Genomic DNA, 20,802 nt, shown 5'->3' with positions numbered 1-20,802 from the left:
CTTTATGATTTTTAAAACTTGTAGCGAGACCGAGATTTGAACTCGGGACCTCAGGGTTATGAATCCTGCGCTCTAACCAACTGAGCTATCTCGCCATAGGAGGGTGGTTAACTGTCCCTCATTGCGGGTGCAAATATAGAAATAAATTTAGAGCTTGCAAGCATAAATTAATAAAAAAAAATATTTTTCAAAATCCTTTTTTTATGTGGTAATTATCTATATATTTCCAAAAAAATACAAAAGTATCTCATGGATCAAAAAGTACGTTACGAAATCGAGTTTCCCATAAATTCATCACCTCAATTACTGTATCAATATATATCAACTCCATCAGGGTTGTCAGAATGGTTTGCAGATAACGTTAACTCTAGAGGAGAATTTTTTACCTTTATTTGGAATGATTCAGAGGAAAAGGCTAGACTTGCTTCAAAAAAAACGGGTGAAAAAGTGAAATTCAAATGGGTTGATGAGAATAGTAAGGATACAGAGTACTTTTTTGAACTACACATTCTGGTTGATGAGCTTACTAAAGATGTATCACTAATGGTAGTTGACTTTGCCGAAAAAGGAGAGGTTAGCGAAGCTACTTTATTATGGGAAAATCAAATTTCTGATTTAAAACATCTCATAGGTTCTGTTTAAAAATAGTATTTATAACTATATTTGCCCTAACTAATTTTAGGGCTTTTTTTATGGTTAATTTTAACGGAACAATTGTTTCTCAAGATGATTGCAAATGGGGACAAAACCGTGCTTTTTTGTATGGTGATGGTGTTTTTGAAACAGTCAAAATTGTAAATAATAAAATTCTTTTTCTAGAGGATCACTATTTCAGATTAATGGCGTCCATGCGTGTGTTGCGAATGGAGATTCCTATGAATTTCACCATGGAGTTTCTTGAAGAAGAAATTATCTCTTTGGTACTTAAAAATGAAATGTCTAGTTCGGCAAGAGCCCGAATTACAGTTTTTAGAAACGAAGGCGGGTATTATTTGCCACAAAATCAAACCGTATCATATTTGATTCAAGTAGTTTCAATTGAAAATTCTCGTTACTATATTGAAGATAAAAAGTATGAAGTAGATTTATACAAGGATTTTTATATTTCTAAACAATTACTTTCGAGTATTAAAACAACAAATAAAATTATCAATATAACGGGTAGTATTTTTGCTAGTGAGAATGGCTTAGACAATTGTATCTTGCTCAATGACAGTAAAAATGTAGCCGAAGCACTTCAAGGAAATATATTTATGGTGCAAGGACATAAGCTAATAACGCCGCCCATTTCTGAAGGTTGTTTGAATGGTATTATGCGAAAACAAATTTTGCAAATAGCAAAAAAAATAGATAATCTTGAAGTATTTGAAGAGGTAATTTCTCCGTTTGATCTTCAAAAAGCAGATGAATTATTTGTTACCAATGTAATAAAAGGAATTCAACCAATAACACACTATCGTAAAAAAACATATGTTTCAATAATAGCTTTACAGTTACTTGATGAAATAAATAAGCTTGTGCAAAATTAGTTTAAATAAGGGTTTTCAGGTGCATTTGACCATATTAGGTAATCACCCCCAAGTTCCATTATTTGTTCTTTCCAGAAATGAGTTGCAGATTTTCCAATGATCTTGTTTTCATAACTATTTGCTGTTATGATCCATGAATTGCTTTTCATTTCGGTTTCCAGTTGGTTTTCATGCCAGCCTGTATAGCCCAAAAAGAAACGAATGTTGTCGTTGTTAATAGATCCTTTATTGATAAGTTCTTTTGTGAATTCAAAATCACCACCCCAATAAATACCATTTGATATTTCAATGCTATTTGGAATCAAATCAGGAATGTTATGAATAAAATATAAGTTATCTTGTTCTACAGGTCCGCCATTGTAAATCTTGAAAGAAGCGTCAATTTCAGGAATTAAATCGTGAATAGTGTATTTTAAGGGTTTATTAATGATAAAACCTATTGAGCCTTCTTGGTTGTAATCAGCTAGTAAAATTACTGATCTGTTGAATGATAAGTCGCCAATTATGGAAGGTTCTGCAATGAGCAAATGTCCTTTTTTTAATTTATCTGTAATCATTGGGATAATTTTTTTATTAAAATTAAGGTTTTTATTATTTAATTCATAAATATTTTCGTTGAAATGCAAAAAAAAACCTTCCAAATGGAAGGTTTTGTCTATATATGGTGTTCTAAAATTAGTTTACTGCACTTTCAAGTTCAGCTCCAGCTTTAAATTTCACTACATTTTTTGCTGCAATTTGAATTGTTTTACCTGTTTGAGGATTTCTACCATCTCTTGCAGCTCTAGCAGATACTGACCAAGATCCAAAACCTACTAATGAAATTCTACCACCTTTTTTCAAGGTTTCTCCCACGTTACCTAAAAAAGACTCTAAAGCTAATTTTGCAGCAGCTTTTGTTATTCCTGCATCTGCAGCGATAGCATCGATTAATTCTGATTTGTTCATAATAATAGTTATTAATTGTTGGTTATCAAATATTGTTAATATACAAATTTAAGTGGATTTCCTTTCCTCGCAAGTGTTTTGTGTTAATTTAGTTTAATTTGTTGATAACTTGCTTTTTTTGTTGATAAATCTAGGTTTCTCACTGTGATTCCCTTGTTTTGTAGGGGCTAATACGCTTTTGCAAAAGCAGAAAAAACAATTCCATTTAATAAATTACCTGTATTCATTCTTTTCTTTCCGGGAAATTGTAAGCTGAGTATTTTTACAAATCCGTCAGAAACAGCAATTTTTAATTCTTTCTTGGTACAATGTATACTTCCTATTTCAAGACCATGCTTCTCAATAATCACCTCAGATTCGTAAATTTTCACATTCCATTCCTCTTCATTGTCTTTGATATAGCACCATGCGGATGGATAAGGGCTAAGTCCTCGTATTAGGTTGTGCACCACACTAGCGGGTTTTGACCAGTCTATTTTACAATTGTCTTTGTGTAATTTGTAAGCAGTTTTTATGTCTTTATGATCTTCTTGAATTTGAGTAGAAACATCACCCTTTGTAATCATTTCTAATGTTCTGATTACCGTTTTACTTCCTAGATCCATTAGTCTATCGTGAAGCTGTCCTGCGTTTTCATTGTCATCAATATGGATTTCATCGCTCATGATCATGGCACCTGTATCAATTTTATCATCAATGAAAAAGGTAGTGACTCCTGTTTTACTTTCGCCATTGATAATTGCCCAGTTTATGGGAGCAGCTCCTCTATATTCAGGAAGTAGGGAAGCGTGTAGGTTGAATGTTCCTAATGCGGGCATGTCCCAAACAACTTTTGGCAACATTCTAAATGCTACTACAATATGTAAATTAGCGTTTAAATTTTTTAATTCGGATAAAAAAGCTTCATCTTTCAAGCTTACTGGTTGTAATAATGGAAGCTGATTTTGTAACGCAAATTCTTTTACAGCCGAAAATTTTATTTTTTGACCGCGTCCAGCAGGTTTGTCAGCTGCAGTGATGACACCTACTACATTATAGTTGTTTTTTAAAATAGTATCAAGTATCCCAACTGCAAAGTCTGGAGTTCCCATAAATACAATTCGTAATTTATCTGTCATAATCGTAATGTGTAAGTATTGTTTGGTTGAACCAATATGATGTTGTTTTCTAATAAATCTTGTAAAACGGAAAAAACGTCTTCGGTTGAACTATTGGTTTTATTTTGAATATCTCTGGAGCTTAAATCTCCTTGCTTGAGCAAAGTTACTATTTCTTGAGCAAGATTCTTACTGTCTTTTTTCTTTATTTTATGGGTAATACAATAGGAGCAGTGACCACAATTCTGTATGTTTTTCTCTCCAAAATAGTCTAGGATTAGTAGACTTTTGCAAGTGTTTTTATTTTTTATGTACGCAATTACAGACTCTAGCTGAGTTTTTTTTAATTGGTTTTGATGTTCTAAATGTTTGGATATTCTATTTATTGTTCTCTCGTCTTCTCTAATTTCATTAAAAACTAATGTAGTGTCATTATTTTTAGAGTGGTATTCTACTATATTTTTTTCTTTTAATTTGAGTAAAACAGCTTGTACTTGAGCTTCCTTATGATTTGATTTTTTTGCTACAAGCTGCAGGTTGAAAGGGGTTTGCATCTCGTATATACCTGGATATGTGCGCAAAATAGCTAAAATTATTTCTTCATCATTTGGATTCAAACTCATGTATCGAATTACTTCTTTTGACGGTATGGTGAATTGCAAAGTGATTTTCTCTGAGAATTCTTGTGATAAAGTAATGACTCCTTGGCGGTCTAAAAACTGCATTGCAGCATACGTTTTTAAGGTAGGAAATTTATACTTGATGCAAAATTGATTCAAATTAAATGTAAATTGCTCGTCAATACCTTCGCCGTAGGCAATTTGAAAATAATTGCAAAGCTTTACATACATTAGGTTTAGAAATTTCTTGTCAGGCAAACTGTTTAAAAATTGATTTTCGGCATGAATTATATCTGATGGACTCGTGAGAAGAATTGCAAAAGCTTTTTCTTCATTTCGACCCGCACGACCCGCTTCTTGGTAATAATTCTCCATGTTTTCTGGTAATTGTATGTGTATTACCGTTTTTACATTAGGCTTGTCTATTCCCATTCCAAAAGCATTTGTTGTTACAATGACTTGTGCCTCTTCCTGCATCCAGGCCTGCATGTTTTTATCTTTCTCTTTCGTAGTGAGACCTCCGTGATAGTAAGTAGCTTTAAATCCTAAACTATGCAATTGGGAAGCAATATCAAGGGTTGATTTTCTGTTTCGAACATAAATAATAGAAGGTTCTGGATTTTTTTTTAAAACTTGTTCCACTCTAAACAATTTATCCTCAACTTCAAAAACCATGTAAGCAATGTTTGGTCTTGAAAAAGATTTTTCAAATAATATTGGCTTCTCAAGACTAAGTTGTTGTATGATATCTGTTTTTACTCGGGGAGTTGCACTTGCGGTTAAGGCCAGAAAAGGAGTTTTTGGGAAGTACTCTTTAAGTGTAGAAATTTTTAGGTATGCGGGTCTAAAATCATGTCCCCATTGGGATACACAATGCGCTTCATCAATTGTGATTAAATTTATAGGTAGTTTTTTTATGCGGTCAATAATCCAGTCTGATTGTAAGCGCTCGGGTGATAAGTAAAGAAATTTATAATCACCGTATTGACAGTTGTCTAGCAAATCTATCATTTCTTCGCTTCTAATGCCTCCTGTCAAGGCTATTGCTTTGATGCCTTTTGATTGTAAATTAGCTACTTGATCTTTCATTAATGCTACTAGTGGCGAAATGACAAGGCATATTCCTTTGTTTAAAAGCGCTGGGACTTGAAAGCACACTGATTTTCCACCTCCTGTTGGTAATATTGCAAAGGTGTCTTGACCTTGCAAGACAGATTGAATGATTTCATTTTGAAGCGATCTAAAGGAGTTGTGTTTCCAATATTTTTGAAGAACAGCAAGAGCATCATTCATAAAGTATTTGTTTTATTACCATGAAAAAATATAACTCCTTGTTGATGCAACTAATTCGAGATAGTGTTTAAGATAAAATGAATTCTATTTTCCATTGTGTCTTTCGGAACTTCAATTAAATCGTAGCCATAGTTTTTATACGTTTCAATAAGATGACTGTGAATGAGTTTTGCTTGCTCAAAATTTTCGTAGCGAGCATCATCACTTATATAGATTTCTTCCCAAGGTGGTAAGATGAATATTTTTGAATACGTATGTTCTTTACAAGCAACATCAAAACTTGCAGGGTAACTATCGCCTATGTAGTGCATGTAAGCCAAAACATCAGGGATTCCTCTGTCTATAAAAACTACATTATGAGCTTCGTTTTGAGCGTTGTAAAATTGTTTTATTCTACCTTCAAGCAATAATTCACTAAAAAGCAATGGTTTTTCAAGGAATAATTGTTCTATTCCTTGTTTTTTTGCCTCCATGGTAACTTCACGTGAAATTTCGGGATAACAGCAATGGCCTTTTGCGACCAATCCGTCTATAATAGTAGTTTTTCCTGTACCAGGACCACCTATGATAACAATGATTTCTTTTTGCACTTTTAAAAAATAAGGGGCAAATTTACTTAAACTTATTGGGATTATAAAAATTCAACACATATAAAATGCAAATAGATAAAAATTCACAAATCAAAAATTCATAATTAACGGTTGAAACCGTATATTTGCCTTTATTTTAAATCAAAATGGATAAAAAGACTGAAGAATTTTATGATAGATTAAAAGTAGAGTTAGACCTAAACAATACTTGGCCTGCAGAATACTTGTTTAAATTTATAGTGCCAAGTGATGCTAAAAATATTGAAAAAGTACAGACTGCTTTTGATTGTATGGGTGCTGTTATAAAAACAACAAAATCTAAAACGGGTAAGTTTACAAGCATATCTATTGATGTGACCATGAAAAATTCACAAGAAATTGTAGATAAATACTTAGAAGTTTCTACAATTGAAGGCATTATTTCTTTATAAAAACATAATTTTTTTGATGTGCTTCTCGATTGGGTGAACTTCTCGATAATGCAACCGAATTAAAATAGATACATTCAAAACATGAATTCAAAATACATTAAAGAAAATTCGAATGATGTAGTGCATCATCTTGAGTACAATGCCGAAAGGTCACACCTTATCATTCCAGAATACGGCAGGCATTTGCAAAAACTTATTGACTTGGCTACAAATATTCAAGATGATTTGGAGCGCAACAAAGCTGCAAAATACATCATTCAAGTTATGGGTAGTTTGAATCCGCATTTAAGGGATGTTCCAGATTTTCAACATAAATTATGGGATCAGTTGTTTATAATGTCTGATTTTAAATTAGTTGCTGATTCTCCTTATCCTATTCCGTCACGCGAAGTATTACAATTAAAGCCAGATGTTTTAAAATATCCTCAAAATTTTCCAAAATATAGGTTTTACGGTAATAACATTAAATATATGATTGATGTTGCTAATAAATGGGAAGATGGAGATATGAAAAAAGCATTGGTAAAAGTTATTGCCAATCACATGAAAAAATCATATTTAAGTTGGAATAAAGATACGGTAAAAGATGATGTAATCTTTGAACACTTATACGAATTATCTGATGGAAAATTAAATTTAATACAAAGTTCAGAAGAATTGCTTAATACTACTGATTTGTTGAGAACTAATAAACGAGTTTCTAATAAAATAGCTCCTACAGGTCAGCCTAAAATACTAAGCAACAAAAATTTGAAAACAGGTAAGCCAAATCTACCTCACAAAAACCAAAACAGAAAACCCTTGTAATTTAATTTTAGAATTAGTGACTTATTACCTCATTGGTACTTTTTTTAAAATCATTACGTTCAAACAAATAATTCATAACTCATAACCATAAAAGATGGGAATTTTCAAAATAGAGGGAGGCATAAGTCTTCAAGGAGAAATCACTCCACAGGGTGCAAAAAATGAAGCATTACAAATATTGTGTGCTGTTTTATTAACACCTGAGAAAGTTATTATTAATAATATTCCAGATATTATTGACATTAATAAATTGATCACTTTATTAGGTAATTTGGGTGTAAAAATTCAAAAAACAGGTTCAGGTTCTTACACTTTTCAAGCTGATGAGGTAAATATAAATTATCTAGAAACCGAGGCATTCAAAAAAGAAGGTGGATCACTTAGAGGGTCTATCATGATTGTTGGACCTTTGTTAGCAAGATTTGGAAAAGGATATATTCCAAAACCGGGTGGCGACAAAATCGGAAGACGAAGATTAGATACGCACTTTGAAGGTTTCATAAATCTTGGAGCTAAGTTTAGATACAACAGAGAGGATCACTTTTATGGTGTAGAAGCTGCTGACGGATTAGTTGGAGCTGATATGTTATTAGATGAAGCATCAGTTACGGGAACTGCAAATATTGTAATGGCAGCCGTTTTAGCAAAAGGAAGAACAACGGTATACAATGCTGCTTGTGAGCCTTATTTACAGCAATTGTGTAAAATGCTGAACTCAATGGGCGCAAATATTACCGGAGTAGGATCAAATTTATTGACTATTGAAGGGGTAGAAAGCTTAGGTGGTTGTGAGCACAGAATTCTTCCAGATATGATTGAAATAGGAAGTTGGATTGGTCTTGCTGCCATGACAAAATCTGAAATTACTATAAAAAATGTTAGTTGGGATAACCTTGGAGTAATCCCAAATACATTTAGAAAATTAGGAATTACCCTAGAGCGTCGTGGAGATGATATTTATATTCCTGCTCATGTAAATGGGTATGAAGTAAAAACTGATATTGATGGTTCTATTCTTACTATTGCTGATGCACCGTGGCCTGGATTTACACCAGATTTATTGAGTATTGTACTTGTAGTGGCTACACAAGCAAGAGGTGATGTTTTGATTCACCAAAAAATGTTTGAAAGTCGTTTGTTTTTTGTTGATAAACTAATTGACATGGGTGCTAAAATCATGTTATGTGATCCACACCGTGCTGTAGTTATGGGACATGATTTTAAATCACAATTGAAGGCTACAACTATGTCATCACCAGATATTCGCGCTGGTATATCATTATTAATTGCCGCACTTTCTGCAAAAGGAACAAGTACCATACAAAACATTGAACAAATAGATAGAGGGTATGAGCGTATTGACGAACGTTTAAGAGCAATTGGAGCTCAAATCGTTAGAGCGTAAACCTACTCAATTCTTAATACATCGTTTAAATAAACCATCTAGCAATACAAAAAAGCAAGTGGTTTATTTAAACGATTCTTTTTTAAACGAAACAAATGTCAAGAGAACAAACAGCAATTAGGGCTACTTATTTTAGTATTGTGGGCAATACAATACTGGCCATTATAAAAGGATTTGCAGGTTTTTTTGGCAATTCATACGCTTTGATTGCTGATGCTATCGAGTCTACAACAGATATTTTTGCGTCATTTTTAGTGTTGTTCGGAATTAAATATTCCAATAAACCTGCTGATGAGAATCATCCTTACGGACACGGTAGGGCTGAGCCATTGATTACGTTCTTGGTAGTGGGGTTTTTGATAACCTCGGCAACAATTATAGCTTATGAAAGCATAATCAATATTGGTACACCGCATCAATTGCCTAAGCCTTGGACACTAATTGTTCTTGGCGCCATAATTATCTGGAAAGAGTATTCCTTTCGAGTAGTTATGAAACGCAGTATAGAGACTAATAGTTCTTCATTAAAAGCCGATGCTTGGCACCATAGGAGTGATGCCATCACTTCGGTAGCTGCTTTTTTAGGGATTTCTATTGCTTTAATTTTAGGGAATGGTTACGAAGCAGCTGATGATTGGGCAGCACTTTTTGCATCTGGATTTATATTGTATAATAGTTATTTAATTTTCCGACCTGCTCTTGGCGAAATCATGGATGAACATTTATACGATGACTTGATTGAACATATTAGAGAGGTATCTGTTCAAGTTGACGGAATTTTAGATACCGAAAAATGTTTTATCCGAAAGGCAGGCATGCAATACCATGTTGATTTACATGCAACAGTGAACTCAAATATAACCGTAAAAGAAGGTCATGACCTTGCTCACAAACTCAAAGATACCTTAAGAGAACAAATCCCAGAATTAGGACATGTTCTGATACATGTAGAACCTCATGAGTAAATTTACACCATTAAAAAAGGCACCGAATTATTTTCAGGTGCCTTTTTTATGTATCGTGAATTTTTATTTCGAGAGAAAACTATTTACTGTTTTAATCAATTATGTTTAAAAATTTAAGTCCAAATACCACTCCGTCACCTTTGAAACAATTTTGATAGGAGCGAACATAATCTATTCTAAACATTTTAAATTTCCCAATTCCTATATTATCTAGACCAATACTCATTTCAGAATACGGTTTTTTATCTGGTATAGAAAGTGCATGAGCTCCTATATTTAAAGTAGCTTTTAATTTATTTAATAATGGAATTTTATTCATAATATACCCTTTGTCATTATATTCAGCGTGGGCTTCTGCAAAACGATTGTTAGTACTGCTAGAGTAGTAGGGTAGCAAGTTAAAAACATTCAAATAACGTTCAGTTTGCCCTATGCTTGTTTGGTTTCCATTAAAATGTTTGTAATCCATAAAAGCAATATTTTGAGCATTTAAAAATGCACCTGCTTTTGCATTCACGCCAAGAACTCCTTTGTTACCTAATTTTAAATCATAAGTAGCGCGCAGATTGAAATAGTCATATTCATATTTTTTATCGCTTGCGCCAATGGCTTTCTCATAGGCTACATAAAGCGTAGGATATTTTTCGTTTCTAATATTGAATTTACCATCAGGTCTGGAGGAATATTTATTACCAAAATTGATTTTAAAAAGTAAATTTAATTTAGTTAAATGATGTTTTTCAAAAGCAGTTGTACTATAATTAGTAGGATCTAAAGGGTTGTTAGAAGTATATAAATCAGATTTATTAAACAACGAATAACCAGTTGTATTGAATAAAGGTTTGCGTTGTTGATAATCTATTCTACTATTTAGGTTAACGCCATTTGCAATATTTTGTGTAAACCCAATAGCCATAGATTCTAGGTTGTACAATTTCATGAAATTATTCTTAAAGTAAAGAGTACTTACACTGTTTATGGCTTTACTGATAGGTTCACTTGGGTTAAATTGTTTTACAGAACTTCCACCAATTACATAAACGGTTGCATAATTTTGATTGTTAAACCTATGAAGGAATTGCCCCGTTACACGCAGCCTATCCTCTGAAAAACCATAGTTAAATGTGGTACTCAATGAGGTGTAAATACCTTTTTTTTCTTGATTTTTCCAGTTTGTATATTTAAAACCCGAATCAAGATTGTACCCCTGAACAGTATTAAAACTGAGAGTACCTATATTGATTAAGCCATTATAACTAAAACTATATTTTTGTGAACTGTTTTTAAATGTATACCCAGTAAGCAGTTTGAGTGGATTAAATTTATTGTTTTTCTTATCAATGGAATCTAAATATTTTTTTGAATTTCGAACGGTGTAAATACTATCCTTTCTATAGTAATCTAAATTTTCTTCACTTGTTAAGGGAACTGGTCTGTTACTATTCCAGAACGTGCTGTCTTTTTTGTTAGCATTTAGTTCAATTTTTGTAATTTCATTAGTAAATGTTTTGGGAGCAAAAGAAGTTACAAATTCATAATTACTATACACATAGTTGTATTTCCCGTTAAATTTTATTCCAAAGGCTCCTGCCGTAATCTCTAAACTCTGCGTGTTTTTTGTCCAAATTTTCGAATTATTATTGTAACTAAAATTTTGTTTTAAAGTCATTACATCAAGAAAATCTTCTTTTATTCTATATCCTTTAATGTCAAGTTCTACGGCATAAATAGCCCAAGAATCTTCAACAATGTAGATATATCCTTCAAAAACCGGTTCGCTATCTCGTTTTGCACTAACCTTAATTTTATTTACCATCTTATTCTTGTCATCAAAAAAAGTGCTTTCTAGTTTGTAATTGTAGTAATTCAATGCGTTGCTGGCAATTGGCGAAATCATGGCTATGCCAAAGTCAATTGTATTATCATAAAAATCATAAAAAGAGGATCGTGCGGTATTGTAACTGTAGCCGTTATTGTTACCGCTTACTTTTGATGCCATTACTACTTCACTCAGTTTATTGGGTTTTTCATAAACAATTTTAGAAAATGTTTCAGATAAAGATATAATTCCTGTCCCTGTTGAGTCTAATGCGCCATTTAAATCGCCTATTTTTTGGCCAAAGATTTTTTTAGGAGCATTTTTCAGTTTGAATATACCACGGGAATAGAAATCTGCACGGTATTTATTGGTGTTTTTAGTATTAAAATCCCTATTTGCAATAGCATTTTTTATAATGGCAATGGCGGGATTACTTTTGGTGTTTATGATTACTTCATTTAGTGAAAAACTTTCCTCAACTAGTTTAACATTCAAAGTATAAGGTAGCTTTGCAGTTTCAATAGCAATTTTTTGAGTTTTGAATCCTAAAAATTGAAAAACTAATGTTTGTTTTCCCTTTGGGAGTACATTAAATTCGTAATTCCCTAATTCGTTTGAGGTAGTTCCATTATAAGTATCTTCTTGAAAGATGTTTACAAATGCTAACGGATTGCCTTTTTCGTCAGTGACATTTCCTTTTATTTGCGCTTGGCAAACAAATGTTGAAACTAATAAGAGTAAGAGGTAGTTTTTTTTCATGAAAGTTTTTTCTTCCACAAAAATAGCAGTACATTTAAAATAGCTTCTTAATTATTTGTTAAACAATGTCTTAGTAAATTGTTAATTATTTTTGTTCAAAAGAAAGTACAGCTAAATCATAACTTTGCAAACCAAAACCTAGAATAACACCTTTAGCATTTCCAGAAATATAGGATTGATGTCTAAAGCTTTCTCTAGAAAACGTATTCGAAATATGAACTTCAATTACGGGAGTTGTTATTGCTTTTACAGCATCTCCTATTCCTATAGAGGTATGTGTGTATGCTCCAGCATTGAGAATGATACCATCAAATGAAAAACCAAATTCTTGTATTTTATCAATCAATTCACCTTCAATATTGCTCTGAAAATAACGGAACTCAACGTTCATGTATTTTTTTTCTAAAATAGAGAAGTAGTCTTCAAATGTTTGGTTTCCATAAACTTCAGGTTCGCGTTTTCCTAATAAATTTAGGTTTGGACCATTGATAATACCTATTTTCATAATATTGATTTTGGTAAAAATAAAAAAACCGTTCTAATTTATAGAACGGTTTTACAATTTAATTATAAATATTTTTAGAATTTAAAACCAGCAGATAACTGGACTACTGAATTTTTAACTTCAGCATCTTTAGTAGCTTCGGTTAATCCTAGTACATATCTACCTTGTATGAATAAACCTTTAGTGATATTTAAGGTCAAACCTGCAGCAGCGCCAAATTCAAATGTTTCTGCTTCTTTAAAATTAACATTTTTTCTTTCACTCAATAAAAAAGAAGCCTGAGGACCAAGGTCTAAACTAATGCTGTTGTTAAGGCTGAATTTTGCCATTACAGGAATAGAAATATATCCTAATTCATTTTTAAATTCTTCTCCTGCATTTTCATAAGTAGCACCCTGAGTTGAGTATAATAGTTCGGGTTGAACAGCAAATCCATCGGTTAATTTTATTTCTGCAATTAAACCAGCATGATAACTAGTAATAGCCTCTTTTTTATAATCAACAAGGCTAGTTCCAATATCACTACCTGACTGATTTGCGTAATTTAAACCGGCTTTCAATCCAAACTTAATGGCTTGCGCTTGTATGTTAGCAGTAGCTGCAAACAATACGATTGTTGCTAAAAGTATTCTTTTCATAATTTATATTTTTATAATTATTGTTGTTAGTGATAAAGCACATTAGTTGAAAACTATTTTGTTTCAAAATTATTGCTGCTAATCTCAATTTTTAACGTTTCAATAACTGTTCCAAGTAGTCTTTAATTGTTCTTTTTTTTAGTGAAAAGTTTGTTTTTAAACTTACAGGAAAAAGGTTTGTCTTAAAGTGTAATAATACGCTATATTTTTGATGAAAACGAAACCTTTTGTGTTTAAAATTATTTTTTAAACAGATAAATTATTAATATTTATCTTATTTTTTATAATGTTTTTTAATTTTTTTTATCTCACTAATTTCCGTGATATGCTAGTTTGTTAAGTTGTTAATTGATAGATATTTATGATTAATGTATGTCTGAATTAGTACGGTGTTTTTATCTTCTTCTTCTATAAAAATCTTATAATTTTTTTTTTTTAAAATAACGTTTGATTTATATTTGTTTCATAATTGAACAAAAAAAACAAAAAAAAAACAAAATGAAAAAAATTATTTTAACAGTTGCGGCTGTATTTGCTTTCGGATTTGCTAATGCACAAGAAACAAAATTTGGTGTTAAAGGAGGATTAAACCTTGCGAACATTTCTGGAGATGTTGAAGATAATTCTTCAAAAATTGGCTTCAATGTTGGAGGTTTTGTAGAAATTAAGGTTTCAGATAAATTTTCTGTTCAACCTGAATTATTGTTCTCTACACAAGGTACAAAGTTTGAGGAATCAGGTTCTGGTTTTTCTGCAGAAGTTAAATATAATTTATCCTACCTTAATATCCCAGTAATGGCTAAATATTATGCTGCTGACAAATTTAGTTTGGAATTTGGACCGCAAATTGGATTTTTAACTTCAGCAAAAGCTGATTTTACTGCAACTGAATCGGGAGTTACTGAATCTGGAAAAGAAGATGTTAAAGACGACTTTGAATCAATTGATTTTGGTTTAAATTTCGGAGCAGGATATGATTTGACAGAAAAATTATCTTTAGGTCTTAGATATAACCTAGGTTTATCTAATATTGGCAAATTTGAAGCTGGAGATGATTCTAAGCTTAATAACAGCGTTTTATCTTTATCTTTTGGATATAAATTCTAATATTAAAATATAATATATTTCTAACCTCCTTTTAATAAAGGGGGTTTTTTTATGCTTTAAAGTGTGTTTTCTTGAGTTTATTAGTTTATTATATTCTAGTCAAAGCAGTATCTAGCTATGGTTTAAAAGAAACTTTAATCAGTGTTTTTATAAGTTTTATCTTAATTTGCAATAAACTTATATGCTAATATTTAGCTCACTAATTTCCCTGACATAGTTGTTTTGTAATGTATTGATTAATAGTTTTTTATCATTTTTTAGTACTTCTGTTATTACTTTTTTATACTATTTTAAATTAGAAAAATAGTATAAAAAAGTTTTTTAAGATTAATTGTTTATTTAATTTTGAGTACTATTTTAACAAATAAAAAACAAAATGAAAAAAATTATTTTAACAGTTGCGGCTGTATGTGCTTTTGGGTTTGCTAATGCTCAAGAAGCAAAATTTGGAATAAAAGGAGGTTTAAATCTTGCAACATTTGCAGGAGATACTGATGGTTTGGATTTAAAATCTAAGGCAGGGTTAAATGTAGGTGGTTTTGTAGAGGTAAAATTATCTGAAAAAGTTTCTTTACAACCTGAATTATTATATTCTATGCAAGGAGCAAAAACAGATGATTTTGAAGTTGTAGTTGATAACCAAATTTACACTGGAGATGTAAGTATAAATTTATCTTATCTAAACATTCCAGTTATGATGAAATATTATGCTGCTGAAAAGTTCAATTTAGAAGTAGGACCACAAATAGGATTTTTATTAAGTGCAAAGACTGTTGCCAAAGTAAATAGTAACGAGGCTGAAGATGATGTAAAAGATAATTTTGAATCGGTTGATTTTGGTTTGAATTTTGGAGCTGGTTACGATTTTACTAAAAATATATCTGCAGGTTTAAGATATAATTTAGGGTTGGCAAATATTGGTAAAACAGAAGCTGGTGATGATTCAAAAATTACAAACTCAGTTCTTTCTCTTTCTTTAGCTTACAAATTCTAGTAAGAATAAAGATAATGTTATAACCTCCTCTTTAAAAAGGAGGTTTTTTTATGCTTAAAAAATTACGTTCCTTTGTAAGTATGAATTGGGATAGTATTATAAAAAGTTATCAGTCGTACTTAAAGATTGAGCGGGGATTGTCAAAGAATACCGTTGAAAATTACTCGTTTGATTTAGAGCGTTTATTGCTTTTTTTATTTCAAAATGAAATTGTCGTATCGCCTTTAAAAATTACTGACGAAACCATCCAGCAATTTATTTACAGCGTAGCTAAAGAGGTAAATCCAAGATCGCAAGCTCGTATTATCTCGGGTTTAAAAAGCTTTTTTAAATATTTAGTTTTTGAAGATTATCGCAACGATGATCCTATGGAGCTAATTGAAACACCCAAAACTGGTCGAAAACTTCCTGACACGCTTACAGTAGAAGAAATTGATCGTTTAATACAGGCAATTGACCTGTCTACTAATGAGGGCGAACGCAATCGTGCCATGCTAGAAACATTGTATGGTTGTGGTTTAAGAGTCTCGGAGTTGGTAACATTAAAGATATCGGATTTGTTTTTTGAGGAAGGCTTTATCAAAATCACGGGTAAAGGAAATAAACAACGTTTAGTCCCAATTAGTAATGTTACTCAAAAATACATTCTCCTTTATAAAAATACCGTAAGAACCCATATCACTATTCAAAAAGGTTTTGAGGATACTCTTTTTTTAAATAGAAGAGGAAAACAACTTACACGGGCTATGATTTTTACTATTATAAAAAATTTAGCCGTTTCTATTGATCTCAATAAAACCATAAGTCCTCATACACTTAGGCATTCATTCGCAACTCATTTACTAGAAAATGGTGCCGATTTACGTGCTATACAACTCATGTTAGGACACGAGTCTATTACAACCACTGAAATATACGTGCACCTTGATCGAACATTTTTGACTGAAGTAATTAATAGTTTTCACCCTAGGAAGTAGAAATTGAACTTCAAAAAAAAAATTCCAAATTCCAATAAATTAGTATTGGCATTTGGAATTTTTTTATAGAATTTAATATTTTACTTGGCAATATTTACAGCTCTTGTTTCACGAATTACGGTAACTTTTACTTGTCCTGGATAGGTCATCTCGGTTTGAATTTTTTGTGAAATATCAAAAGATAAATTAGCGGCATTTTCATCTGATACTTTTTCGCTTTCTACAATTACACGAAGTTCTCTACCAGCTTGGATGGCATAAGCATTTTTCACGCCATTAAATCCGTAGGCAACTTCTTCAAGATCTTTTAAACGTTGAATGTAAGAATCAAGAACTTGTCTACGTGCTCCAGGTCTTGCTCCTGAAATTGCGTCACAAACCTGAATTATAGGTGAAAGTAAAGATTTCATTTCTATCTCGTCATGGTGCGCACCTATTGCGTTACAAACTTCTTCTTTCTCACCATATTTCTCAGCCCATTGCATTCCTAATAATGCGTGTGGTAAATCACTTTCAGTATCAGGAACTTTACCTATATCGTGCAATAATCCAGCTCTTTTAGCTAGTTTTACATTCAATCCTAGTTCTGCGGCCATGATACCACATAGTTTAGAAACTTCTCTCGAGTGTTGTAGTAAGTTTTGTCCATAAGAAGAACGGTATTTCATTCTACCCACAACCTTTATCAATTCAGGGTGTAAACCATGAATACCAAGATCAATTACAGTACGTTTTCCAACCTCAATAATTTCATCGTCAATTTGCTTTGCTGTTTTTGCAACAACTTCTTCAATTCGTGCTGGGTGAATTCGTCCGTCAGTAACCAGTTTATGCAATGCCAAACGTGCAATTTCTCTACGTACAGGATCAAAACAAGAAAGGATAATAGCCTCAGGAGTATCATCTACAATAATTTCAACACCGGTTGCGGCTTCAAGAGCACGTATATTTCTTCCTTCACGACCAATGATTCTACCTTTTACATCATCAGATTCAATATTAAATACTGATACGCAGTTTTCAACAGCTTCTTCAGTTCCAACTCTTTGGATTGTATTGATAATGATTTTTTTAGCCTCTTGTTGTGCAGTAAGTTTAGCTTCTTCAATAGTGTCCTGTATGTGAGACATGGCTTTACTTTTTGCCTCTGCTTTTAGTCCTTCTACAAGTTGGCTTTTTGCTTCCTCGGCTGATAGACCAGAAATGACTTCAAGTTGTTGTAATTGGCTTTTGTGTAAACGATCAATTTCGGCTTGTTTCTTTTCTAAATGTTCAATTTTAGAGGTGTATTCTTGTGTTTTCGATTCAAAATCATCATTTACTTTTTTAGCTTTAGATAATTCATTAGAAACTTGAGATTCTTTGTCACGTACTCTTTTTTCTATCTCGGCAACTTTTTTATCACGAGCAAGAATTACTTGTTCATGTTCAGCTTTAAGTTCAATAAATTTTTCTTTTGCCTGAAGAATCTTGTCTTTTTTAATGTTTTCGGCTTCTAGGTTAGCATCTTTAAGTATAGAAGCAGCTTCCTTTTTTGAATTTTTTATAAGGTTTGAGATATTGCTTTTCTCAATTAGTTTTGCGATTCCAAAACCAGCTGCAATACCTATAATACCTGTAATAACGATCGTTAATATGTTGTCCATGTTTGTTAAAATTTATATATAAAAAAAGCCTACATTAGATTGCTTGTATAAACTCGAAAAGACAAGTTTTGAGCTAACTCGTTGTTCAAGCTTCCAAACTGAATTGGCTTGCTATAGTAACGATGATTTGCTCATTCTAAATTGTTAGTGTTGAGTTTACCAAATATGAACTAATGTAGGCAGTATCTTAGTTTTTGTAAAGAACGTTTATTTGTCGAGATATTGGTCTAAAAGTGCGTTAATTTTTTTAATTCGCTCCATGGTTTCTTCGCCATTTATTTGATTGTCAATTTGTTTTTGTTCTGTTTGCGATGCAAATTGTAACGCACACATGGCTAAAACATCTTGTTTATCACGTACAGCATAGTTTTCTTCAAATTGCTTAATCATTATATCAATTTTTTTTGAAGCGCTTCTAAGACCCTCTTCTTGAGAAAGATCTACCGTTAAAGGATAGATTCTATCTGCTATTGATATTTTAATTTTTAGCTTTTCGTCCATATTTCTTAATCTGATAGCTGGGCTATACAGTAGTCAATTTCCCGAATTAATGAATTTATTTTTAGCTTTGTATCTCTTTTATTTTCGTCACTGCCCAGTAATGAGTTTGCCATCTTGAGTGTTTCATACTGCATTTTTAGTGCCTCAATCTCTCGTGATTGAGTTTGTATTGTGGTTGCTGAACTTATTAATTTGTTTTTTAAATCTTGATTTTCTTGTTCTAAAGTTTTCATTTTGTTGAAAATTTTTAGAACCTTATTTTCAAGAGTATCAATAATTTCTGCAATTGTACTCATTGTTTATCCTTTTCATTACATATCTTACAAAGTTACTATTCCTTTTTAATTTTGCAATAATTTATTATTTTTTTTGCATTAAATAAATTAATTAACTCAATTTCAGTGGAGTACATTTTTGTTTTTCTCATTTGGTTTCCGTTGTTTTTTTTTATCTTAGCCAAAATGTAAATTATGAGATTTTTTGTCCTTTTTGTGTTTTTTTGCAGCTCTATTCAAGCGCAAAATGAATATCCAAAAGATTATTTTCGTTCACCTCTTGATATTCCTATGCAATTGTCTGGAAATTTTGGGGAATTAAGACCCAATCATTTTCATGCGGGTTTTGATTTGAAAACCCAACAAAAGGAAGGTTTAAAGGTTTATGCCGTAGCTGATGGATATGTGTCTAGAATTAAAATTTCTACTTTTGGTAACGGAAAAACAATTTATATTAATCATCCTAATGGGTATACTTCTGTTTATGGGCATTTAAATAAGGCTGAAGGTGAAATTGAATCGTACATAAAAAAAACTCACTATAAAGAGCAATCTTTTGAGATTGAAATGTTTTTAAAACCTGAAGAATTGCCTGTAAAAAAAGGAGATGTGATTGCTTTGTCTGGAAATACAGGAGCTTCTGAAGGTCCACATTTGCATTTTGAATTTAGAGATACAAAAACAGAATTTGTTATAAACCCACTACTTTTTGGTTTTGATGCTTTTTTAAAAGACACTAAAAAGCCTATTGTTACGGGTGTTTATGTCTATCCTCTTGATAGTAAAACTACCGTAAATAATGCAAAGCGCCCTGTTTTGTTGAACGTTTCTTTACAAAAAGATGGAACGTACATGGCTGATAAAGTCTTGTCAAATGGTGTGATTGGTTTTGGTATAACAGCTCATGACATTGATGATGTGTCATTTAATAATAATGGTGTTTATAAGGTTCAAACATTTTTGAACGGCAAACCAAATTTTGGGTATGAATTTAATACCTATTCTTTTACTGATATGAGGTATATCAATGCTTTAATTGATTATTCTCGATATAAAAAAATGCAACAGCGAGTGCAAAAACTTTTTATGAAAGCTCCTTATGATTTACGTTTTATACAAGCCGATGAAAATAAAGGGGTTTTGCAGGTTTCTCCTAACTTAGCCTCATTATATAGAATTGAAGTTTCAGATTATTTTGGTAATAAGAGAACCATTTCTATACCCATACATTATGATTTGTTACCTACAATTATTGGCACAGATCAGCCGCAGTCTAAATATTTTGTAAAAGCGTTAAATGACAGTAATTTTGAACTTGGAAACATGTCAGTATTTTTTCCTGCAGGCACTTTTTATGAAGATTTCAATATGAATTTTAATGTGGTTAATGATACTTTGTTTTTACATGATGATACTGTTCCAGCTCATTCTAATTTTACAATTACAATTGAAGATGCAAAGAGTACTGAAGAGCAACGTCAAAAAATGTTTATTGGCAAAGTGCAAGGCGGTAAAGTAAGTTACAATTCTACTTACAGAAAGGATAGTGTTTTTTCTACGAAAGTAAAGGTTTTGGGAAATTACAAGTTGGTATCAGACACGGTGGCGCCTACAGTAACGATGGCAAATCCTATTGAAGGCAAATGGATTAATGAGCAAAAGTCTTTGCAGCTTACTATAAGTGATGCTTTATCCGGAATTAAAACCTATAACGGATACTTGAATGGGAAATGGGTGCTTTTTGAATACGATAATAAAACTCGAAAAATCACTCATATTTTCAATCCAGAATTTTTACAAGAGGGTGCTAATATTTTAAAAGTAGACGTTACTGATAATATGGGAAATTCAACTACTTTTGAAACGCGTTTTTATAGAGGTCAGAAAAAATAAATC

Annotated in this window: 21 protein-coding genes, 1 tRNA gene and 1 other RNA gene; 10 read left to right on the top strand and 13 right to left on the bottom strand. The window is 31.9% G+C overall.

What is annotated here, in order from left to right; genetic code table 11:
• Nucleotides 1–21: 21 nt before the first annotated feature.
• A tRNA-Met gene (locus LQ189_RS10705) sits at nt 22–95 on the bottom strand.
• 154 nt (nt 96–249) lie between these two features.
• Here LQ189_RS10705 and LQ189_RS10700 point away from each other — a divergent pair.
• Both LQ189_RS10700 and LQ189_RS10695 read left to right on the top strand, forming a co-directional pair.
• Nucleotides 250–642: an START-like domain-containing protein gene (locus LQ189_RS10700; protein WP_230156650.1), complete on the top strand. Its 393-nt coding sequence runs from the start codon at nt 250–252 to the stop codon at nt 640–642.
• A gap of 50 nt (nt 643–692) precedes the next feature.
• Complete coding sequence (locus tag LQ189_RS10695) at nt 693–1,529, top strand: aminotransferase class IV (RefSeq protein WP_230156649.1); 837 nt, start codon at nt 693–695, stop codon at nt 1,527–1,529.
• Here LQ189_RS10695 and LQ189_RS10690 read toward each other — a convergent pair.
• From LQ189_RS10690 to LQ189_RS10670, 5 genes are all read right to left on the bottom strand, one after another.
• Nucleotides 1,526–2,086 (bottom strand): YqgE/AlgH family protein, encoded by a 561-nt coding sequence (locus tag LQ189_RS10690; protein WP_086454751.1) that lies wholly within the window; start codon nt 2,084–2,086, stop codon nt 1,526–1,528. The two genes, LQ189_RS10695 and LQ189_RS10690, sit on opposite strands and share 4 nt — an antisense overlap.
• Before the next feature lie 118 nt (nt 2,087–2,204).
• A complete protein-coding gene (locus LQ189_RS10685) occupies nt 2,205–2,477 on the bottom strand; it encodes an HU family DNA-binding protein (protein WP_086454747.1) in 273 nt (90 codons plus the stop codon).
• Between the two features lie 167 nt (nt 2,478–2,644).
• Nucleotides 2,645–3,595, bottom strand: a complete 951-nt coding sequence (fmt, locus tag LQ189_RS10680; RefSeq protein ID WP_230156647.1) for a methionyl-tRNA formyltransferase — start codon at nt 3,593–3,595, stop codon at nt 2,645–2,647.
• The gene (locus LQ189_RS10675) at nt 3,592–5,487 is read right to left on the bottom strand and encodes an ATP-dependent DNA helicase RecQ (protein ID WP_230156645.1); all 1,896 of its coding nucleotides are present in this window, start codon (nt 5,485–5,487) and stop codon (nt 3,592–3,594) included. Before LQ189_RS10675 ends, fmt begins: the two co-directional genes overlap by 4 nt.
• 50 nt (nt 5,488–5,537) lie before the next feature.
• Nucleotides 5,538–6,077: an AAA family ATPase gene (locus LQ189_RS10670; RefSeq protein WP_086454750.1), complete on the bottom strand. Its 540-nt coding sequence runs from the start codon at nt 6,075–6,077 to the stop codon at nt 5,538–5,540.
• A gap of 146 nt (nt 6,078–6,223) precedes the next feature.
• Between LQ189_RS10670 and LQ189_RS10665 the strand changes: the two genes are divergently transcribed.
• From LQ189_RS10665 to LQ189_RS10650, 4 genes are all read left to right on the top strand, one after another.
• A complete protein-coding gene (locus LQ189_RS10665) occupies nt 6,224–6,508 on the top strand; it encodes a DUF493 family protein (RefSeq protein WP_086454935.1) in 285 nt (94 codons plus the stop codon).
• 81 nt (nt 6,509–6,589) lie between these two features.
• A complete protein-coding gene (locus tag LQ189_RS10660) occupies nt 6,590–7,315 on the top strand; it encodes a DUF4290 domain-containing protein (protein ID WP_230156643.1) in 726 nt (241 codons plus the stop codon).
• 94 nt (nt 7,316–7,409) lie between these two features.
• On the top strand, nt 7,410–8,720 hold the full coding sequence (murA, locus tag LQ189_RS10655; protein WP_086454933.1) for a UDP-N-acetylglucosamine 1-carboxyvinyltransferase: 1,311 nt from the start codon (nt 7,410–7,412) through the stop codon (nt 8,718–8,720).
• A 95-nt stretch (nt 8,721–8,815) separates the two neighbouring features.
• A complete protein-coding gene (locus LQ189_RS10650; RefSeq protein ID WP_230156641.1) occupies nt 8,816–9,685 on the top strand; it encodes a cation diffusion facilitator family transporter in 870 nt (289 codons plus the stop codon).
• Nucleotides 9,686–9,776: 91 nt separating this feature from the next.
• Here the strand turns inward: LQ189_RS10650 and LQ189_RS10645 are convergent, their stop codons facing one another.
• The 3 genes from LQ189_RS10645 to LQ189_RS10635 form a co-directional block, all read right to left on the bottom strand.
• A complete protein-coding gene (locus tag LQ189_RS10645; protein ID WP_230156639.1) occupies nt 9,777–12,263 on the bottom strand; it encodes a DUF5686 and carboxypeptidase regulatory-like domain-containing protein in 2,487 nt (828 codons plus the stop codon).
• An 85-nt stretch (nt 12,264–12,348) separates the two neighbouring features.
• The gene (gene aroQ / locus LQ189_RS10640) at nt 12,349–12,768 is read right to left on the bottom strand and encodes a type II 3-dehydroquinate dehydratase (protein WP_230156637.1); all 420 of its coding nucleotides are present in this window, start codon (nt 12,766–12,768) and stop codon (nt 12,349–12,351) included.
• A 74-nt stretch (nt 12,769–12,842) separates the two neighbouring features.
• Nucleotides 12,843–13,406 (bottom strand): porin family protein, encoded by a 564-nt coding sequence (locus LQ189_RS10635; RefSeq protein ID WP_230156629.1) that lies wholly within the window; start codon nt 13,404–13,406, stop codon nt 12,843–12,845.
• A gap of 498 nt (nt 13,407–13,904) precedes the next feature.
• Between LQ189_RS10635 and LQ189_RS10630 the strand changes: the two genes are divergently transcribed.
• From LQ189_RS10630 to xerD, 3 genes are all read left to right on the top strand, one after another.
• Nucleotides 13,905–14,513, top strand: a complete 609-nt coding sequence (locus tag LQ189_RS10630) for a porin family protein (protein WP_230156627.1) — start codon at nt 13,905–13,907, stop codon at nt 14,511–14,513.
• Between the two features lie 376 nt (nt 14,514–14,889).
• Nucleotides 14,890–15,507, top strand: coding sequence for a porin family protein (locus LQ189_RS10625; RefSeq protein WP_230156625.1), 618 nt, complete (start codon nt 14,890–14,892; stop codon nt 15,505–15,507).
• Between the two features lie 80 nt (nt 15,508–15,587).
• Nucleotides 15,588–16,484, top strand: a complete 897-nt coding sequence (gene xerD, locus LQ189_RS10620; RefSeq protein WP_230158662.1) for a site-specific tyrosine recombinase XerD — start codon at nt 15,588–15,590, stop codon at nt 16,482–16,484.
• A gap of 80 nt (nt 16,485–16,564) precedes the next feature.
• Here xerD and rny read toward each other — a convergent pair whose 3' ends face one another.
• From rny to LQ189_RS10600, 4 genes are all read right to left on the bottom strand, one after another.
• Nucleotides 16,565–18,130 (bottom strand): ribonuclease Y, encoded by a 1,566-nt coding sequence (gene rny, locus LQ189_RS10615; RefSeq protein ID WP_230156623.1) that lies wholly within the window; start codon nt 18,128–18,130, stop codon nt 16,565–16,567.
• Nucleotides 18,131–18,179: 49 nt separating this feature from the next.
• A non-coding RNA gene (gene ssrS, locus LQ189_RS10610) (6S RNA) lies at nt 18,180–18,286 on the bottom strand.
• A gap of 51 nt (nt 18,287–18,337) precedes the next feature.
• Nucleotides 18,338–18,631 (bottom strand): cell division protein ZapA, encoded by a 294-nt coding sequence (locus LQ189_RS10605; RefSeq protein WP_086455282.1) that lies wholly within the window; start codon nt 18,629–18,631, stop codon nt 18,338–18,340.
• Nucleotides 18,632–18,636: 5 nt separating this feature from the next.
• Nucleotides 18,637–18,927, bottom strand: a complete 291-nt coding sequence (locus LQ189_RS10600) for a hypothetical protein (protein WP_230156621.1) — start codon at nt 18,925–18,927, stop codon at nt 18,637–18,639.
• Nucleotides 18,928–19,101: 174 nt separating this feature from the next.
• Between LQ189_RS10600 and LQ189_RS10595 the strand changes: the two genes are divergently transcribed.
• Nucleotides 19,102–20,799 carry a M23 family metallopeptidase gene (locus tag LQ189_RS10595; protein ID WP_230156619.1) on the top strand — a complete coding sequence of 566 codons (1,698 nt, stop codon included), beginning with the start codon at nt 19,102–19,104 and terminating at the stop codon, nt 20,797–20,799.
• Nucleotides 20,800–20,802: the final 3 nt, after the last annotated feature.

This window comes from Flavobacterium sp. CECT 9288 (assembly GCF_918731615.1).
Taxonomy (GTDB): domain Bacteria; phylum Bacteroidota; class Bacteroidia; order Flavobacteriales; family Flavobacteriaceae; genus Flavobacterium.
The sequence above is the reverse complement of the archived record's forward strand: the minus strand, read 5'-3'. Positions and strand labels throughout refer to the sequence as shown.

Bases quoted from the DNA above. Each gene is read 5' to 3' on its own strand.
- LQ189_RS10695 (WP_230156649.1), top strand. From the start codon at position 693: ATGGTTAATTTTAACGGAACAATTGTTTCTCAAGATGATTGCAAATGG.
- LQ189_RS10675 (WP_230156645.1), bottom strand. From the start codon at position 5,487: ATGAATGATGCTCTTGCTGTTCTTCAAAAATATTGGAAACACAACTCC.
- LQ189_RS10690 (WP_086454751.1), bottom strand. From the start codon at position 2,086: ATGATTACAGATAAATTAAAAAAAGGACATTTGCTCATTGCAGAACCT.
- LQ189_RS10685 (WP_086454747.1), bottom strand. From the start codon at position 2,477: ATGAACAAATCAGAATTAATCGATGCTATCGCTGCAGATGCAGGAATA.
- LQ189_RS10650 (WP_230156641.1), top strand. From the start codon at position 8,816: ATGTCAAGAGAACAAACAGCAATTAGGGCTACTTATTTTAGTATTGTG.
- LQ189_RS10625 (WP_230156625.1), top strand. From the start codon at position 14,890: ATGAAAAAAATTATTTTAACAGTTGCGGCTGTATGTGCTTTTGGGTTT.
- LQ189_RS10700 (WP_230156650.1), top strand. From the start codon at position 250: ATGGATCAAAAAGTACGTTACGAAATCGAGTTTCCCATAAATTCATCA.
- LQ189_RS10660 (WP_230156643.1), top strand. From the start codon at position 6,590: ATGAATTCAAAATACATTAAAGAAAATTCGAATGATGTAGTGCATCAT.
- LQ189_RS10595 (WP_230156619.1), top strand. From the start codon at position 19,102: ATGAGATTTTTTGTCCTTTTTGTGTTTTTTTGCAGCTCTATTCAAGCG.
- LQ189_RS10665 (WP_086454935.1), top strand. From the start codon at position 6,224: ATGGATAAAAAGACTGAAGAATTTTATGATAGATTAAAAGTAGAGTTA.
- aroQ (WP_230156637.1), bottom strand. From the start codon at position 12,768: ATGAAAATAGGTATTATCAATGGTCCAAACCTAAATTTATTAGGAAAA.
- murA (WP_086454933.1), top strand. From the start codon at position 7,410: ATGGGAATTTTCAAAATAGAGGGAGGCATAAGTCTTCAAGGAGAAATC.
- LQ189_RS10630 (WP_230156627.1), top strand. From the start codon at position 13,905: ATGAAAAAAATTATTTTAACAGTTGCGGCTGTATTTGCTTTCGGATTT.
- fmt (WP_230156647.1), bottom strand. From the start codon at position 3,595: ATGACAGATAAATTACGAATTGTATTTATGGGAACTCCAGACTTTGCA.
- rny (WP_230156623.1), bottom strand. From the start codon at position 18,130: ATGGACAACATATTAACGATCGTTATTACAGGTATTATAGGTATTGCA.
- LQ189_RS10605 (WP_086455282.1), bottom strand. From the start codon at position 18,631: ATGGACGAAAAGCTAAAAATTAAAATATCAATAGCAGATAGAATCTAT.
- xerD (WP_230158662.1), top strand. From the start codon at position 15,588: ATGAATTGGGATAGTATTATAAAAAGTTATCAGTCGTACTTAAAGATT.
- LQ189_RS10600 (WP_230156621.1), bottom strand. From the start codon at position 18,927: ATGAGTACAATTGCAGAAATTATTGATACTCTTGAAAATAAGGTTCTA.
- LQ189_RS10645 (WP_230156639.1), bottom strand. From the start codon at position 12,263: ATGAAAAAAAACTACCTCTTACTCTTATTAGTTTCAACATTTGTTTGC.
- LQ189_RS10635 (WP_230156629.1), bottom strand. From the start codon at position 13,406: ATGAAAAGAATACTTTTAGCAACAATCGTATTGTTTGCAGCTACTGCT.